The sequence below is a fragment of the Streptomyces aquilus genome, from assembly GCF_003955715.1.
Classification (GTDB): Bacteria; Actinomycetota; Actinomycetes; order Streptomycetales; family Streptomycetaceae; genus Streptomyces; species Streptomyces aquilus.
Genome location: NZ_CP034463.1, coordinates 894,589 through 911,206, shown reverse-complemented (window position 1 = coordinate 911,206; position 16,618 = coordinate 894,589). Strand labels below are relative to the sequence as shown.

Here is a 16,618-nt window from a genome sequence, read left to right as displayed (position 1 = left end):
CCTCTCCGGAAGGCTGCGGCCGGTCACGGACCGTCGTGCTCCCCGACGGGGCGCAGCACCATGAGGGACGCGTCCCGTCGCGCCACCATCGCGAAGGAGAACCGGTCGACCTCCAGGCAGAGTTCGACGTCGTCCCGATGAACTCCCCGGTATCCGAGCCGCACTCCGTCGACGAGATCGGCCGCGGCCCGGGAAGCCCGCGCCCGGCGAAGGTACGGGGCTGCCTCGGCATCATCCTCCCCGTCGATCCGCCGGCCGATGTACTCGGCGCAGGCCAGATCCTCGTCGGCCCGGCCCTCCTCGCCGGTGACGACGAAGGTCACCGGGCCATGACCCTCGGCCCGCAGCAACCGCGCCGTCGCCCCTGCCACCACGAAGCTCGCGCACAGCACCAGCGGAGCGTCGGCGACGGCCAGCGCGCCCACGGTGCCGGCGGTCGTCTTCTGCACCACCGTACGACCGCTGAGGTCGGCCGACTTGACCAGACCCGGGGAGTTCACCGCGTCGAAGCCCGCCGCAGGGGGACCGTCCTTCAGCGCCAGCCAACCCGGGCGGCTCTCCTTCAAGGCCAGTGCCTCCTCCTCCGACGAGGCCAGGACGATCCGCTCGGCACCGCGCGCGAAGGCCCAGGCGGCCACGGTGAAGGCCCGCATCACATCGACGACGACCGCGACGCGCGGAACCTCGCCCAACTCCCCGATGCCGACAAGACGTTGATCCACCGGTGACTCCCTCTCCGCCTGAGCATCCTCGGCGGCACCGCCGTCTTCCCGCACTGAACCCGCCCTCCCGATCGAAACGGTGTTCCCATCAAGAGAAGCGTGGGATATGGTCACATTCCGTAAGGATCTTGTACGGAGGTGCCCCGGATGGAGAACACAGCGCCCGCCCGCCGGGGCCGTCCCCCAGGCGCGAAGGTCGCCGAAGGCGAGCTGACGAACCGCCAGGCGGCCATCGTGCGCTACATCACGGAGACGGTCGCGCGGCAGGGCTACCCGCCGTCGATGCGGGAGATCGGCCAGGCCGTGGAGCTCGCCAGCACCTCCTCGGTCGCCCATCAGCTGATGGTGCTGGAGCGCAAGGGCGTCCTCTACCGCGACCCCCACACGCCCCGTGCCTACCAGGTCCGGCCCTCCTGGGCGCCCGACCTGGGGCATCGCGGCGCCGTACCCGTCGAGGTGCCGCTCGTCGGCCGGATCGCCGCCGGTGCCCCGCTGCTCGCCGAAGAGATGGTCGAGGACGTCTACTCCATGCCCCGGCAGGTCGTCGGTGAGGGAGACCTGTTCGCGCTGACGGTGTCCGGCGACTCGATGATCGAGGCGGCGATCTGCGACGGCGACATCGTGACCGTCCGCCGCCAGGACAGCGCCGACCACGGCGACATCGTCGCCGCGCTCCTGGAGGACGAGGCCACCGTCAAGGTGCTGCGCCGCCAGGACGGACAGGTGTGGCTGATGCCCCGCAATCCCGCCTACGAGCCGATCCCCGGCGACCAGGCCCAGATCCTCGGCAAGGTCGTCGGAGTCCTGCGCGTTCTCTGACCCGCCCCACCGGCAGGTCGACCCCGCGACCACCGTCCGCCGAGGTGGTGCGGATCGTGCCCGGGACCCTCATGTGGCTTCCGCGCGAAGCGCCTTGTCGATCTGGCTCAGTGCACTGGTCAAGCGCGTGTAGTCGTCGGCTGCCAGCGGCTTGACGAAGTACTCCTCCACCACCTCGGTGTGAATGGCCGCGGCCCGCAGGAACGCTCCACGTCCCTCATCGGTCGGTTCCACCAGGGCCACCCTCCGGTCCCCGGGAGAGGGGACCCGGCGGACCAGGCCGGCTTCCTCCATGCGGTCGATCAGGCGGGTGGTCCCGCTGCTGGTGAGCGTGAGGTCGTCGGCCAGCTGCCGCTGGGAGATTTCCTCGCCGGGCCGGCGGCAGAGCCGTATCAGCACCTCCAGCATGGTGTGACTGATCCCGCACTCCCGTCGCAGCGCGCTGTCGATGCGCTGTTCCAGACGAGTGGCGGACGTGATCAGCAGGCCGAAATCCCGAACGTGCCGACTGTTGGCGGCGCGGGCGGCGGCTTCGTCGCTGTGCTGAGGCGTGGTGTTCATCGTCGTCGACTCTACTGCCCCCACACCTACTGCCGTCTCAACTACTGAGCAATCAATTGCTGACTACTCAGCTAAATTCTATGGTGGGACGCACACCCGTGAGCGAGAGGGAGACGCAGTGGATCTGGAGCACTGGCTCGGCCGAGCCACCCGTGCGATACAGGACTGGGCGGACACTTTCGGCCCCTATCGACCCCACCCGTCCCTGCTGGTGGACGACGACCGCCTCGCATCGGTCTTCGCAGGGTTCACCGAGCGGCTGAAGGACAACTACCCCTTCTTCCACCCGCACTACGCGGGCCAGATGCTCAAGCCCCCGCACCCCGCGGCAGTGGTCGGCTACCTCACCGCCATGCTGATCAACCCCAACAATCACGCCTTGGACGGCGGCCCGGCCACCGCGGCAATGGAACGCGAGGTCGTCGCCCAGCTCGCCACGATGTTCGGCTACGAGACCCACCTCGGCCATCTCACCACCAGCGGCACGATCGCCAACCTCGAAGCCCTCTTCGTCGCCCGCGAACTCCACCCCGGCCGGGGCGTCGCCCACAGCGCCGAGGCCCACTACACCCACGGCCGCATGTGTCACGTCCTGGGCATGACGAGCCACCCGGTCCGCACCGACAGCCAGGGCCGCATGGACCTCGACGCCCTGGAGGACGTACTGCGCACCGGTCAGGTGGGCACCGTCGTCCTCACCACGGGTACTACCGGATTGGGCGCCGTCGACCCCGTCCACGAAGCTCTGCCCCTGGCCCGGCGCTACGGCGTCCGCATCCACGTCGATGCCGCATACGGCGGCTTCTTCACTCTCCTCGCGGGCACTGGTGGCTCCGAGGCCCTGCCGCCCGAGCCGTGGCGGGCCGTCGCGCAGGCGGACTCGGTCGTGGTCGACCCGCACAAGCACGGCCTCCAGCCCTACGGCTGCGGCGCCGTTCTCTTCCGCGACCCGGAGGTGGGCCGTTTCTACCTCCACGACTCGCCCTACACCTACTTCACCTCCACCGAGCTGCACCTCGGCGAAATCAGCCTGGAATGCTCCCGTGCCGGCGCCTCCGCGGCGGCCCTGTGGCTCACCTTCCAGCTCCTCCCGCCCACCCCCGACGGCCTCGGCCAGGTCCTGGCGGCCGGCCGCCGAGCCGCCCTGAGATGGGCGGACCTGATCAACGCATCCGACGCCCTGGAGCTCTACCAGCCGCCCCAGCTGGACATCGTCACGTACTTCCCCACCGTCGAGCCCGCGACCCTGACCGCCATCGACGCGGTCTCCGCCCGCATCCTCGCCGACGGCATGAACAGCGCCGAACCCGTCTACCTCAGCACCCTCAAAGCCGGCCACGAGGCCTTCACCGCCCGGCATCCCAAGATCACTGCCGACACCGACGGTGCCCGCATCCTGCGCAGTGTCCTGATGAAGCCGGAATCCGAACACCACGTCGAGCATCTGCACAAGCGAGTCGAGCAACTGGCCCACGCCGACTGACGCGAGACGGCCGTCCCCATGACGCCCACCGCACCGCCGCGACCGTCCTCCCGGCGACGCCCTCCGGGGGCTGCCGAAGACGGACCGGGACGGACCACGTCGAAGGGCCCCACCGCGGACGGTGGGGCCCTTCGACATCGTGCCCGGTGAGGCACTGGTGGCGGACGCGAGATTCGAACCAGCCGGGGACCGCTAGGCGGCCTTGGGTCGCGCCGGACCCGTGCCCGGGGCGGGCGCCTGCGCATCCTCGGACCAGAAGGCCTCGGCGTCTCCGAAATCCGGGGCTTGGAAGGGGCTGATCGTCGGAGGCGGCGACACAGCGGTGGAACGGCTGGGCTGCCCTTCCGGGGCGGAGAACAGCGACGTGGGGTCGATGAGAGGTCTGCCTTTCGTTGCAGGTCCCGTACGGGACCTGGAGCGCCCTGACGGGCACCGTGGTCCTACAGCTTGGTCATCTTGGCGTACGGGCTCAAGATCCGCATCTGCGTCGAGCCGAAATCCACGAGCGCCGCGATCCCTTCCTCCATGCCGATCACCCGGCCGAGGCCGTACATGTCGTGGGTGACCTGGTCGCCCTCGGCGAAGTGCTTCGGAGCCGGTGCGACCGGGGTTTTGAAGGGGCTGGTGGGCAAATGACGCGTTCGTGCCGCAGGCTTTGTCATGGCTCAGTATGCGCCTCCGCGCAGCCTGCTTGCTGTGGCTGTCGACACAGATCTGGACGGAAATCTTCGCATTTCATGACAAACCGCATCATCGAACCGCACCCTCACCTGGGGAGGCTCTCGACGCGATTGCGCAGGTCAGGGCCGGCGGTGGCCGCCGCCTCGGCTGCTAGAGCCCGGAATCGAAGTCCTCCTCGAAGTAGCTGTCGTGCCGGACGCGGAACTCCTTGAGCTCCTCGCGGCTGCGCCGGGTCATCTCCGCGACCTGCTCGAAGTACTCCTCGCGGGGAGCGCCGGGGGAGAACAGCATCAGCATGGACATCGGCTCGTCGGTCACGTTCTTGAAGGCGTGCAGTCCGCCGACGGGGACGTAGAGGAAGTCGCCCTCGCGGCCGGTGACCCACTTCTCGCCGTTGTAGAGCTCCAGCTCGCCGGAGAGGATGTAGAAGGACTCCGACATCGCCTTGTGGAAATGCGTCTGGGCGCCGGCCGCCCGTGCCCCCAAGTCGACTTTGTAGAGCCCGAATTCACCGCCGGTCGAGGCGTGTGTGGCGAGGTAGTGGGTGGCGGCGCCGGGGGAGGAGATGTCCGGTGGGGTGTCGGCCGGGCGGAAGGCCGCGTTCACCTCGCCCTTGTCTCCGTGGTAGCGGGGCTCCGGGTAGGCGATGTTCGACATGCTGCGCTCCTTCGGCGGGGTGACACCGAAAGCGTGGCGCCCGCGCCGGGAGGCCGCATCGGGCTCCCGGACGATCTTCAGGAGGAGCCCGCCTCGTGCCGCGGACCTACTACCGCGGCACCAGGCATGGCCTGGAAGGCCGGGGCGTCAGGGCCGCTCCGCGTCGCGGCGGCAGTACAGGAACAGGTGGGGCTCGGGGGCGGCGTCCGGGTGGTCCGGGGTGAAGGTGGGGTGCTGCCGGGCCAGCACCGTCAGGCCCGCCTCCGCCACCGCGGCGGCGACGCCCTCCTCGGCGAAGCTCGTCGCGCGGACCGCCCGCCCCATGAAGACCACCTCGACGTCCTCCACGTCCGCCGCCACGGTGGCCAGCACCAGATACCCGCCCGGCCTGAGAGCCCCGGCCAGCCGCCGCAGCAGAGCCGACTGCTCGGCCCGGCTCATCTGCAACAGCGAGAAGAACACGCACACCCCGTCGAACGACTCCGACTCCAGCGGGAGTTCACGGATGTCGGCATGGCGGAACTCGGCCTCGGGCACCTGACGGCCGGCCAGTTCGACCATGACGGGGGAGACGTCGACACCCAGTACCGAGTGGCCCGCCGCGACGAGCGCGGCCGCGGTGGGCCGTCCCGTGCCGCTGCCGACGTCCAGGACGCGCGCGGGGGGCGGCAGCCGCTCGACCAGCCACTCCAGCGCCGCCAGATGCGCGGGCGCGTGGGCGAACGCCTTCTCGTAGTCGGCGCCCAGCGCGTCGAACAGCACTGCGGCAGGCGGCCGTTGATCCTCGCGCGTCACGTCGATGCTCCCCCTCGCTCGCCGACCTGCATCGTCGCATCCGCCGTACACGGGCCACAACGGCCGCCCGGTGCGCGCCCCCACGGCCCGCACAGGGGAGAATGAGCGCCGTACGCAGTGGTCGACTCATGCGGAGGTGCGGGGAAATGCAGGACGCGCGAGCGGGACAGGTCGCCGGTCCCGAGGACCTCATCGACGTGGCCCGGCTGGTCACGGCGTACTACGCGCTCCACCCCGACCCGGCCGAGCCAGGGCAGCGCGTGGCGTTCGGCACCTCGGGACACCGCGGCTCGTCCCTCGCGGCGGCCTTCAACGAGGACCACATCGCCGCCACCAGCCAGGCCATCTGCGAGTACCGGGCCGCCCAGGGCACCGACGGCCCCCTCTTCCTCGGCGCCGACACCCACGCCCTGTCCGAGCCCGCCCGGATCACGGCCCTGGAGGTGTTCGCCGCCAACGACGTCACCGTCCTGATCGACGAGGCCGACGGCTACACGCCCACCCCGGCCGTCTCGCTCGCGATCCTCACCCACAACCGGGGCCGCACCTCCGGTCTCGCCGACGGCGTGGTCGTCACCCCCTCGCACAACCCGCCCGCCGACGGCGGCTTCAAGTACAACCCGCCGAGCGGCGGCCCGGCCGGCTCCGAGGCGACCTCCTGGATCCAGGACCGCGCCAACGAGATCATCATGGGCGGCCTGAAGGACGTACGCCGCATCCCGTACACCCGCGCCCTGGCCGCCGCCGGCACCGGACGCCACGACTTCCTCGGCGCGTACGTCGCCGACCTGCCGAGCGTGCTCGACCTGGACGCCATCCGGTCCGCCGGTGTGCGCATCGGCGCCGACCCGCTCGGCGGCGCCTCGGTCGCCTACTGGGGCCGGATCGCCGAGCAGCACGGCCTCGACCTCACGGTGGTGAACCCGCTCACCGACCCCACCTGGCGGTTCATGACCCTGGACTGGGACGGCAAGATCCGCATGGACTGCTCCTCCCCGTACGCCATGGCCTCCCTCATCGAGCGACGCGACCGCTTCGACATCGCCACCGGCAACGACGCCGACGCCGACCGGCACGGCATCGTCACGCCGGACGGGGGCCTGATGAACCCCAACCACTACCTGGCCGTGGCGATCTCGTACCTGTTCTCGCACCGGCAGCAGTGGCCGTCCGGCGCCGGGATCGGCAAGACCCTGGTGTCGTCGAGCATGATCGACCGGGTCGCGGCCGACGTCGGCCGGCCGCTGGTCGAGGTCCCGGTCGGCTTCAAGTGGTTCGTGGACGGCCTCTCCGACGGCTCGCTCGGCTTCGGCGGCGAGGAGTCGGCCGGCGCCTCCTTCCTGCGCCGCGACGGCTCGGTGTGGACCACCGACAAGGACGGCATCCTGCTGGCCCTGCTCGCCTCCGAGATCACGGCCGTCACCGGCAAGACCCCCTCCCAGCACTACGCCGAGCTCACCGACCGCTTCGGCGCCCCCGCCTACGCCCGCGTCGACGCCCCGGCCTCCCGCGAGGAGAAGGCCCTGCTCGCCAAGCTGTCCCCGCGCCAGGTCACCGCCGACACCCTCGCCGGCGAGCCGGTCACCACGGTCCTCACCGAGGCGCCCGGCAACGGCGCCGCCCTCGGCGGCATCAAGGTCGGCACCGCCAACGCCTGGTTCGCGGCCCGCCCTTCGGGCACCGAGGACGTCTACAAGATCTACGGGGAGTCCTTCCTGGGCGCCGACCATCTGCGCCAGGTCCAGGAGGAGGCCAGGGCCGTGGTGCTCAACGCGCTCGGGAGCTGACGCGTCGGTCGCCGACGCGCGGCGGGTTCACCTGCGCGTCAGCGTCAGATGCGTGACCCCGCTCGGCGAGGAGACGGCCTCGATGGCGTACGCCGTCTCCAGTTCCTCCAGCCCGTCCCACAGGCGCACGCCCCGGCCGAGAAGGATCGGTACGACCACCACGTGCAGGTGGTCGATGAGCCCGGCGGCGAGGAAGTCACGGATGACGGTGGGGCCCCCGCCGATGCGGACGTCCAGGCCGCCCGCGGCCTCGCGGGCGGTCTCCAGCGCCTCGGCGGGCGAGGTGTCGAGGAAGTGGAAGGTCGTGCCTCCCTCCATCTCGATCGACGGACGCGTGTGGTGGGTGAGGACGAACGTCGGTGTGTGGAAGGGCGGGTTGGGTCCCCACCAGCCCTTCCAGTCCGCGTCCTTGTGCCACCCGGGGTAGCCGAACTTCCCGGCGCCCATGACCTCGGCGCCGATCCCGGGGTCGAAGCGCCGCACGAAGACGTCGTCCAGGCCGCTGCTTCCGCCGTTCCCGCCGGTGGTCTCCTTCCACCACCGGGTGGCGAACATCCACTCGTGCAGCCGTTCACCCGCGTGGCCGAACGGTGCCTCGAGACTCAGGTCCTCGCCGGTGGCGAAGCCGTCGAGCGAGACGGAGAAGTTGTGGACGCGGGCGAGTGACATGACGGGCGCCTCCTGGTGCGTTTGCGGGGGTTTTCCGGTCGTCGAGCCGGCGGAGAACCCGAAGTGCTGCCCACCGGCGCCCCGTCAGTCCACCAGATCCTCGGCGGAGGCGTCGGAAAACCAGTGGAACGGCGTCACCGAATGGCCCTACGGTGCTGCCGGACCGAGTCGTCTGGCAAAGGACGTGCCGTTGTACACCGTGTGAGACCCCCCGAGAGCTGATCTGTCGCGCGTCGCACCTGTGCGCCGCGCTGCTTCTTGCTGCGGACTTCTCACTGAAACCGGTGTATCTCTGTGCTCAACACCTGGGTCGTCATGCCCACTTGCCTGCCGACCGTCCTGCGCCGCTGCCCTGCGTGCGCGTCCCCGCGCTTCCGGGCCAACGGCAAATTCCGTGTCAACGCCCACCACAAGCGCCTCGACGCCTGGCTCCTCGTGCTCTGCGCCGGGTGCGGCGACACGGCGAAGCTCACCGTCTGGGAGCGGATGAACGTCCGCTCCGTCCGGCCCGACCTGCTGGACCGGATGCACGCCAACGACCCCTCCCTGGCAGCCGAGTTGCTCCAGGAGCCGGTCGTGCAGCGCCGTAACCGCATCGCCCTCGACTGGGACGGCGCCTGGCGTCTGGACACCGGTGGATCGGATCACCTGGAGTGCGAGGTGCTCGACGTGTCGGTCCGTTTCGCGGCGCGGATCCCGGTCCGGCCGGTGCGACTGATCGCCGAAGCGTGTGGTCTCTCGCGGGCCGAGGCCGAGCGACTGATCGCGGACGGAAAGCTGGTCTCGGCGGTCCGGCTGGCCGGCAAGGTGTCGGACGACTTCACGTTCACGCTGAAGCGCTGAAGCGCTGAAGCGCTGAAGCGCCGAAGCGCTGAAGCGCCGAAGCGCTGATGACCGCTGGGTACCGCTGAGTACCTGTCCCCTCTGAGACGGCGCGGCCGGACATCGCGATGATGTCCGGCCGCGCCACCCACCAAGGGCTTGTCAGCTCGTCGCGCGCACCGCGTCGCGGATCAGGTCGGCGACCTGCTCGGGCTGGGATACCGCCACCGCGTGCGAGGCGCCCTCCAACTCGACGATCGTGGCCCCGGCCCGCTTGGCACCGAACCGCTCGACCTCGGGGTTGATCGCCTCGTCCGCGCCGGCGACGAGCGCCCAGGACGGCTTGGACTTCCACGCGGCCGCGGGCGCGGTCTCCTCGAACGCCGAGGCGGCCAGCGGGCGTTGGGCCGCGGCGAGGACCTTGGTGAGGTCCGCGGGCACGTCCGCGGCGAACACCGACGGGAAGGCGCCCTCGTCGATGGTCACCTCGACACCCGGGTCGGCGCCAGGGACCGGGTAGGTCCACTGCTTGAGGTTGCTGACGAGCGGGGAGAGCGGGAAGCGCCCCTGCAACTCGCCCAGGCTCTCGCCCTCTTCGAGGACGTAGGCGGCCACGTAGACCAGACCGACCACGTTCTCCGTGACACCGGCGACGGTGATGACGGCACCGCCGTAGGAGTGGCCGACGAGGACGACGGGGCCGTCGATCTGGGACGCCAGGGAGGCGATGTAGGCGGAGTCCGAGGCGAGGCCGCGCAGCGGGTTGGGCGGCGCGATCACGGGGATGCCGTGGCTCTGGAGTTCCTCGATCACGCCGGACCAGCTGCCGGCGTCCGCGAAGGCGCCGTGCACGAGGACGACGGTGGGAGTGGTGGACATGGGTGGTTCTCCTTCTCGGGTCAGCCGTGCAGCGCGGTTCGCAGGGTGGTGACGGCTTGGGTGATGGCGGCTTCGGCGGCGTGGGTGTCGCGCAGGGCGTTGAGCATGACGAAGTCGTGGATGATGCCTTGGTAGCGGACGGCGGTGACGGGGACGCCGGCGGTGCGGAGTTTGTTGGCGTAGGCCTCGCCTTCGTCGCGCAGGACGTCGGCCTCGCCGGTGATGACCAGGGCCGGGGGCAGGCCGGTGAGCTGGTCGGTGGTGGCGCGCAGCGGGGAGGCGGTGATCTGGGCGCGTTCGGCGGCGTCGGTCGTGTACTGGTCCCAGAACCACTGCATGGCGTCGCGGCGCAGGAAGTAGCCGGTGGCGAACTGGTGGTAGGAGGGGGTGTCGAAGTTCGCGTCGGTGACCGGGTAGAACAGCACCTGGTGCACCAGGGGGAGGGTGCCGCGCTGCTTGGCCATCAGGGTCAGGGCGGCGGCCATGTTGCCGCCCACCGAGTCCCCGGCCACCGCGATCCGGCCGGCGTCCAGGCCCTTGGAGGTGCCCTGTTCGGCGACCCATTGGGCGACGGCGTAGTTCTGCTCGATGGCGATGGGGTAGCGGGCTTCGGGGGAGAGGTCGTAGTCGGGGAAGACGACGGCGGCGTTCGCGCCGACGGCGAGTTCGCGGACCAGGCGGTCGTGGGTGTGGGCGTTGCCGAAGACCCAGCCCGCGCCGTGGATGTAGACGATCACGGGAAGGCTGCCGGTGGCGCCTTCGGGCTTGACGATGCGGGTGCGGACGCTGCCGGTGGGGCCGCCGGTGACGGTGATCCACTCCTCGTCGACGGCGGGCTTGGCGATGTCCCCGGACTGCACCTCGTCGACCGTCTTACGGCCCTCCACCGGGCCGAGATCGAAGAGATAGGGCGGGTTGGCGGTCGCCTCGGCGAAGGCCTGGGCGGCCGGCTCCAGCACCGGCTGGACCGGCTCGGCGGCGTCGGACATGGGGGTTCTCCTCGGTCTGGGAAATGCGCTGTGCGGGCGCCTCGGTGAGGACGCTAGAACCGCGAGGCGGGGGTCGATTGCTCGTCAGTGCACCGGTGCCGGTCCGGTAGTGCACGGCAGGCCCGTCAGACACCGTGGCGCCGGCCCCGGTACTGCACGGGAGACACTCCGTACGTCTTGCGGAAGGCGTGGCTGAAGTGGGTGGGGCTGGCGAAACCCCAGCGGGCGGCCACGGCGGCGATGGTTCGGTCGGCCGCCGAGGGGCGGGCGAGTTCGGCTCGGCACGCCTCCAGCCGGCGTCGGCGGATCCAGCCGCCGACCGTGGTGCCCCGCTCCTGGAAGAGCTTGTGCAGATAGCGCAGGGAGATGCCGTGCTCCGCGGCGAGGACGCCGGGGGAGAGCTCGGGTTCTGCCAGGCGGGCGTCGATGGTGGCCTTGACGCGGTCCAGCATCGCGGCCTGCCCGGTCCCGGCCGACGGCCCCGCGCCGGCCGACTCCGTACTGGTCGACCGGGTGGCGGCCAGGGCCGCGAGGAGATCGGCGACGGCACGCGCGAGGTCCTCGCGGGCGGCCGGGCCGACCGCGTCGATCTCGCGCACCAGCCCCTCCAGCAGCGGAAGGAGCAACCCGGCCGGGCTGTCGGGCGTGCCGTCGACGACCTTCGCGGTGATCCGGCCCAGCTCCGCCTCGCTCAGCCTCAGCAGCGGGCGGGGGACCATCAGGACCCGCGCCCGCTGCTCCTCCGGCAGCACCACGCTGAACGGCCGGCCGGCGTCGTAGAAGATCAGGCCCCCCGGGCGCAGGCGGGCCCGGCGGCCGTCCTGGAACACCAGGGCGGTGCCCTGGAGTTGGAGGCGGGCGAACAGATGCGTGCGGCCGTCCGCCGTCGTGTCCCGCGTGGTCCGTACGACCTCCACGGCGTCCGTGTCCTCGCTCGCGACCTGGAGCACACCCAGGTGCAGCAGGCGCAGGGAGCCCCGCCAGGAGGCCGGGTCGGTACGGGTGACCAGTTCGACGTCGCCGTACGCGCGCGAGAAGGACCGCTGCTCGCACGCGGGCCCGTTCACGACGGCTCCAGGCGGCGGCGGTCGCGTTCGCCGAGCAGCCAGTCGGTGGGCGAGGTGCCGTACTCCCGGCGGAACGCCCGGGCGAAGTGCGCGGTGCCGCTGAACCCCCAGCGGCGGGCGGCGGCGCCCAGCCCGGCGGTGTCGGTCAGTTCCCTGCGGCACTCCTGGAGCCGCAGCCGGCGGATCCACTGGCCGAGCGTCGTGCCCTCCTGCTCGAACAGCCGGTGCAGATAGCGCACCGAGATGCCGTGGGCCCGGGCGATGACCGCGGGCGTGAGGCCGGGGTCCGCCAGGTTCCAGCGGACGAACCGCTGGACGCGCAGCAGCAGCACCCGCTCGGCGCCGGGCAACTCGGCCGGTTCCGCGCCCAGTTGCTCGGCGGCTGCCGCGGCCAGCAGGCCGACGGCGCTCTCGGCGATCCGGTCGGCCACCGGCCCCGAGTAGGACTCGGAGGTGTCCGCCAGCCGTGACAGGAACGGCGACAGCAACGCGGCGAGGCCGCCTCGCGGGCGGACGGCCCGTGCCGTGATCCGTCCGAGGGCCGCCTCCGGCTGACCGAGGAGGCCGCGGGGCACGGCGAAGATCTTCAACTGGAACCGCTGCGGGAAACGCGTGCGGTACGGGCGTACGGTCTCGAAGAACGCGATGTCACCGGGCCGCAGCTCCGTGTACCGGCCGTCCTGCTCGACCTGGGCGGTGCCGCTGGTCTGGACGGCGACGAACACCTGGGTGCCGTCCCCGCGGGCCACGCGGTCCGCGTTGCGGTGCACCTCTCCCGGGTCGCAGTCGACCGTCGTGATCCGCAGGTCGCCCAGGCGGTCCGTGCGCATCGTGGCGTCGTACGTCCCGCTCTCCGTGCGGATGTCCATCCCCACCAGCGTGGCGAACACCGCGTCGTGCCAGAACTCCAGGCTCTCGCGGGGCGGCACCGAACGGGTGCAGAACACCTGGCCGCGCCCCCGCGCCGCGCAGTCGTCTTCCGTGAAGGAATCGTAGAAGGCTGACATACCCGTCAGCCTGCCTGGGAGCGGGCACTCCAGGCATCAGTCGGTCGACTGGTTCGCGCCCCGGAGCCGCTCGCGCAGGAAGGCGGCGCCCTGTCGCACGGCCGCCCTGGTCGAGGGACTGTCGCGCAGGCCGGTGAGGGAGACGAAGTCGTGGACGGTGCCCAGATAGCGGGCCGCGGTCACTGCGACGCCCGCCCGGCGCAACCGGCGCGCGTACTGCTCCGCCTCGTCGCGCGTCACGTCCGCCTCCGCCGTGATCACCAACGCCGGTGGCAGTCCCGCCAGTTGGGCGGTGCTCGCCCGTGACGGGGACGCGGTCGGTTCGGCCAGCCGCCGGGGATCGTCGCTGTAGTGACGCCAATAGGCGCGCAGGGCCTGCCGGGTGAGCAGGTACCCATCGGCGAACTGCCGTTGGGAGGCGCTGGCGCAACGGGCGTCGGTGATCGGGTAGTAGAGCAGCTGGGCGCTGAGGTCCGGGCCGCCGCGCGACTTCGCCAGCAGCGTGAGCGCGATGGCCAGGGTGGCGCCGGCACAGTCCCCGGCGACCGCCAACCGCCCCGCGTCCAGCCCCAGTTCGGCGGCGTGCCCGGTCACCCAGGACAGCAGGGCGTAGCACTCCTCGACGGCCACCGGGTAGCGCGCCTCCGGGGTGCGGCTGTACTCGGGGACGACGGCGGCCACCCCCGCGCCGACCACGAGGTCGCTGATCAGCCGCGCGTGCGTGTGCGCGTCGCCCAGCATCCACCGGCCGCCGTGGGCGTAGAGCAGGGCGGGCAGCGGCCCTTGGGAGCCGGCGGGTCTGAACAGCCAGAACCCCACCAGCCCGGACGGCCCCACGGGCGCCACCTGGAACACGGCGTCCACCGCGAAGTCCTCGATCCGCTCGACCTGGGACTCCCTCAGGACCTGACGGCCGGCCGCCGGCGACAGCTCGTGGAGGAACGGCGGCGCCGAGGACGCGTCGAGCAGGCGCTGCGCCAGCGGCTCCAGAACCAGCGGGGACGGCTGCTGCCCGTCCGGCTCCATGCGATGTCCGCCTCTCGCCCGGTCACTTCTCGCACACGAGGAGATCACGCAGCTGATGGCGGCTGCTGACGCCGAGTTTGGGATAGACGTTGTAGAGGTGCGAGCCCACCGTACGCGGCGACAGGAAGAGCTGTTCGCCGATCTCCCGGTTCGACAGGCCCTTCGCGGCCAACCGGACGATCTGCCGTTGCTGGGCGGTCAGTTCGGCCAGCGGATGCTCCGCGGCGGGAGCCTCGGCCACCCCGCTCGCGCGCAGCTCGCCGCGCGCCGACTCGGCCAGCTGCCGGGCACCGAGCCGGACGGCGGTCTCCAGTACGACGGTCAGCTGGGCGCGCGCCTCCAACGGCCGCCTGCGGCGGCGCAGCCACCGGGCGAGGTCCAGCCGGGCCAGGGCCCGTTCCAGCGGCCAGTGGGCCGCCTCGGAGTTGACCACCGCCAGCTGGAAGTGGTGCTCGGGGTCCGCGTCCTCGTCGACCAGGGCCGCCGCGTGGTGCATGAGCAGCGTCATCCGGGTCGTCGGGCGGTCACCTTGACGGTGCCGGACCCGGGCCAGGACATGGGCCGCCTCCCGCTGCCGGCCCGTGCGGTGCGCGGCGACGGCGAGTTCGGCGACGCACCGCGGCGAGAGGAAGGGGTCGAGGGGCTCGCCGTCGTCCGCGAACAGCGTCCGCAGCTGCCGGAACGCGCCCTCCGCGTCCCCGAGGGCGAGAGCGGTCAGGCCGCCCGCCCGCAGCATCCGGGCATGGGTGGCCCGGTTCTCGTGGAGGCTGACGGAGCGCCCGTCGGGGCCGGCGACGGCGGTGCCCGGGTCGCTCTCGCCGCGCAGGGCCCGCAACGTGGTGCGCAGGGCCTGGAGGTCCAATTCGACGCGGGTCCAGCGGTGGACGGCGGCGTGGTCGAGGCCCTCCTCGATCAGCGACTCGGCCTCCGCCCACCGTCCGAGACCCAGCAGAGCGTCCACCTGGTCCGGCAGCGCCCAGGCCAGCGGGCCCAAGGCGCCCTCGGCGCGCAGCAGTTCGCCCGCCTGTCGGTACTGCTCCGCGCACCGGTCGGACTCGTCGGTGCGATGGGCGAGCGAGGCCGCCGCGAGCAGCTGGACCGGCCGGCTCGACCCCGGTGCGGCCGAGGCTCGCGCGGTCAGCGACGCGAGGACGTCGTCAGCGTGCACGCCGGCCGCCCGCCCGACCTCCCGCCAGTGCTCCGGAAGCCCCGACTGACGGGCGACGGCGGCCGCGAGGCCCAAGAGCATCGAGGGGTCGTCCGTCAGCGGTACGACCCCCATCACCAGGTCGAACGCCTCGCGCTGGTACGACTGGAGCGACAGCGCCCCGCTCAGGGCGCGGACCGCGGCGCCCGACCCCGCCGCACCGGGACACGCCTCAGCCAGTGCCGCGTACAGCTCGCGCACCCATTCCGGGTCGCCGAGGTCGCTCGCGGCGGTCAGGGCCGCGGTGAGCCGGCGGACCCGGTCGACGGCGCGGGGGCTGAGCTGTGCGGCCCGCTCCAGTGCGCGGGCCGCGGTGAAGCGGTCGGCCCGGTCGGCGGCCTCTTCGAGTGCCGCCGCCACCGACTCGTCAGGGCCGACAGCCGCCGTGGCCAGATATCCGGCGCGGTGGACGGACCGGGCGGCCAGGTCCCGGCAGGCCTGCTGGCGCAGTTTCGCCGGCTGCCGTTGCAGGGCCGCGAGGCGCGTCAGCGCGTTGCGGAAGACGACACGGCCGTCGGCGACGGTGACCAGTCCGGCCGCCTCGGCCGGCGCCCACACCCGCAGGTCGTCGGTGCCCAACGCGGCCATCAGGACGGCGAGTTCCTCCTGCGGTTCGGTGAGGGCCGCGTACAGCAGGGCGCGCCGGGTGTCCTCCGGCAGCGCGTCGACAGACGCGGCGACCGCGCGCGGGATGCGCCCGGGCCGGTCCGCGGCACGGCTGAGCTCGATGACCGCCAGCGGATTCCCCGCCGCCCGCCGGAGCAGCTCCAGCCTGGCCCGCCCGGTGGGCGCACCGGGCTGCGCGTCCACCAGCCGGGCCGCCGCCTTCGGGGACAGGGGGCGCAGTGACCGTACGGCGATGTCGGCGGGGAGACCGGGAGGGGGCGTGTCACCGCACGCCGTGAACAGCGCGGTGACCGCCCGGCCGGTGAGCCGCCGGGCCACGAAAGCCAGTACGGCCGCGGAGGCGCGGTCGCAGTCCTGGAGATCGTCGACCGCCAGCAGCACGGGACCCGACCGTGCCAGGTGGGCCAGCAGAGCCAGGACCGCGGTGGCCAGGTCCCGGTCCCGGGGCGGGGCGGCGCAGGCCGCGAACAGGCCCTGGAACACCCGGCGTTCGTCCTCCGCCAACGCCTCGCACTCGTCCCGGACCGGCAGCAGGAGCTGGTGCAGACAGGCGTACGACTCCCGCGCCTCCGACGGGCAGGCACGCGCCGCCAGCACACGTGCCCCCTGGGCCGTGGCCCTCCGCGCGGCGATCCGCAGCAGCCGGGTCTTGCCGCTGCCGGGTTCGCCGATCACCAGCAGGGACCGCGGTGCGTCGGCATCCGTCAGGAGCCGGTCGACGTCCGCTTCCCCACCCACTGCCGCTCCCGCCTCTGTGCCCTGCCCGGTGCTCGCAGGCTGCCAGCGAGGTGGCGGGCCGCGCTTCTGTCATGTGACCGGT

The 16,618-nt window shown here is 72.1% G+C and carries 16 protein-coding genes; 4 read left to right on the top strand and 12 right to left on the bottom strand.

Annotated elements, in window-relative coordinates; translation table 11 throughout:
• Positions 1-23 precede the first annotated feature (23 nt).
• The gene (locus tag EJC51_RS04325) at positions 24-722 is read right to left on the bottom strand and encodes a 2-phosphosulfolactate phosphatase (RefSeq protein WP_126269768.1); all 699 of its coding nucleotides are present in this window, start codon (positions 720-722) and stop codon (positions 24-26) included.
• A gap of 147 nt (positions 723-869) precedes the next feature.
• Between EJC51_RS04325 and lexA the strand changes: the two genes are divergently transcribed.
• Entirely contained in the window at positions 870-1,541 is a 672-nt protein-coding gene (gene lexA / locus EJC51_RS04320; RefSeq protein ID WP_126269767.1) for a transcriptional repressor LexA, read from the top strand.
• Between the two features lie 69 nt (positions 1,542-1,610).
• On the opposite strand, the gene EJC51_RS04315 is transcribed toward lexA, so the two are convergent.
• The gene (locus EJC51_RS04315; RefSeq protein ID WP_126269766.1) at positions 1,611-2,102 is read right to left on the bottom strand and encodes a MarR family winged helix-turn-helix transcriptional regulator; all 492 of its coding nucleotides are present in this window, start codon (positions 2,100-2,102) and stop codon (positions 1,611-1,613) included.
• Between the two features lie 118 nt (positions 2,103-2,220).
• Here EJC51_RS04315 and EJC51_RS04310 point away from each other — a divergent pair, with 118 nt between their 5' ends.
• Positions 2,221-3,585 (top strand): pyridoxal phosphate-dependent decarboxylase family protein, encoded by a 1,365-nt coding sequence (locus EJC51_RS04310; protein ID WP_126269765.1) that lies wholly within the window; start codon positions 2,221-2,223, stop codon positions 3,583-3,585.
• A 440-nt stretch (positions 3,586-4,025) separates the two neighbouring features.
• Here the strand turns inward: EJC51_RS04310 and EJC51_RS04300 are convergent, their stop codons facing one another.
• From EJC51_RS04300 to EJC51_RS04290, 3 genes are all read right to left on the bottom strand, one after another.
• Complete coding sequence (locus EJC51_RS04300; RefSeq protein ID WP_126269764.1) at positions 4,026-4,247, bottom strand: hypothetical protein; 222 nt, start codon at positions 4,245-4,247, stop codon at positions 4,026-4,028.
• A 169-nt stretch (positions 4,248-4,416) separates the two neighbouring features.
• Entirely contained in the window at positions 4,417-4,923 is a 507-nt protein-coding gene (locus EJC51_RS04295; protein WP_126269763.1) for a cupin domain-containing protein, read from the bottom strand.
• 147 nt (positions 4,924-5,070) lie between these two features.
• Entirely contained in the window at positions 5,071-5,718 is a 648-nt protein-coding gene (locus EJC51_RS04290) for a class I SAM-dependent methyltransferase (RefSeq protein ID WP_126269762.1), read from the bottom strand.
• 146 nt (positions 5,719-5,864) lie between these two features.
• Here EJC51_RS04290 and pgm point away from each other — a divergent pair, with 146 nt between their 5' ends.
• Complete coding sequence (gene pgm / locus EJC51_RS04285) at positions 5,865-7,505, top strand: phosphoglucomutase (alpha-D-glucose-1,6-bisphosphate-dependent) (RefSeq protein WP_126269761.1); 1,641 nt, start codon at positions 5,865-5,867, stop codon at positions 7,503-7,505.
• Between the two features lie 27 nt (positions 7,506-7,532).
• Here pgm and EJC51_RS04280 read toward each other — a convergent pair whose 3' ends face one another.
• On the bottom strand, positions 7,533-8,174 hold the full coding sequence (locus EJC51_RS04280) for a dihydrofolate reductase family protein (RefSeq protein ID WP_126269760.1): 642 nt from the start codon (positions 8,172-8,174) through the stop codon (positions 7,533-7,535).
• Between the two features lie 315 nt (positions 8,175-8,489).
• On the opposite strand from EJC51_RS04280, the gene EJC51_RS04275 reads away from it, so the two are divergent.
• A complete protein-coding gene (locus EJC51_RS04275) occupies positions 8,490-9,017 on the top strand; it encodes a DUF1062 domain-containing protein (protein WP_166682823.1) in 528 nt (175 codons plus the stop codon).
• 141 nt (positions 9,018-9,158) lie between these two features.
• On the opposite strand, the gene EJC51_RS04270 is transcribed toward EJC51_RS04275, so the two are convergent.
• From EJC51_RS04270 to EJC51_RS04245, 6 genes are all read right to left on the bottom strand, one after another.
• A complete protein-coding gene (locus tag EJC51_RS04270) occupies positions 9,159-9,875 on the bottom strand; it encodes an alpha/beta fold hydrolase (protein ID WP_126269758.1) in 717 nt (238 codons plus the stop codon).
• A 20-nt stretch (positions 9,876-9,895) separates the two neighbouring features.
• Positions 9,896-10,864, bottom strand: a complete 969-nt coding sequence (locus EJC51_RS04265) for an alpha/beta hydrolase (RefSeq protein WP_126269757.1) — start codon at positions 10,862-10,864, stop codon at positions 9,896-9,898.
• Positions 10,865-10,989: 125 nt separating this feature from the next.
• Complete coding sequence (locus EJC51_RS04260; protein WP_244362481.1) at positions 10,990-11,931, bottom strand: helix-turn-helix domain-containing protein; 942 nt, start codon at positions 11,929-11,931, stop codon at positions 10,990-10,992.
• Positions 11,928-12,938: an AraC-like ligand-binding domain-containing protein gene (locus tag EJC51_RS04255; protein ID WP_126269756.1), complete on the bottom strand. Its 1,011-nt coding sequence runs from the start codon at positions 12,936-12,938 to the stop codon at positions 11,928-11,930. Before EJC51_RS04255 ends, EJC51_RS04260 begins: the two co-directional genes overlap by 4 nt.
• Positions 12,939-12,974: 36 nt before the next feature.
• On the bottom strand, positions 12,975-13,964 hold the full coding sequence (locus tag EJC51_RS04250; RefSeq protein ID WP_126269755.1) for an alpha/beta hydrolase: 990 nt from the start codon (positions 13,962-13,964) through the stop codon (positions 12,975-12,977).
• A 22-nt stretch (positions 13,965-13,986) separates the two neighbouring features.
• On the bottom strand, positions 13,987-16,536 hold the full coding sequence (locus tag EJC51_RS04245) for a helix-turn-helix transcriptional regulator (protein WP_126269754.1): 2,550 nt from the start codon (positions 16,534-16,536) through the stop codon (positions 13,987-13,989).
• Positions 16,537-16,618: the final 82 nt, after the last annotated feature.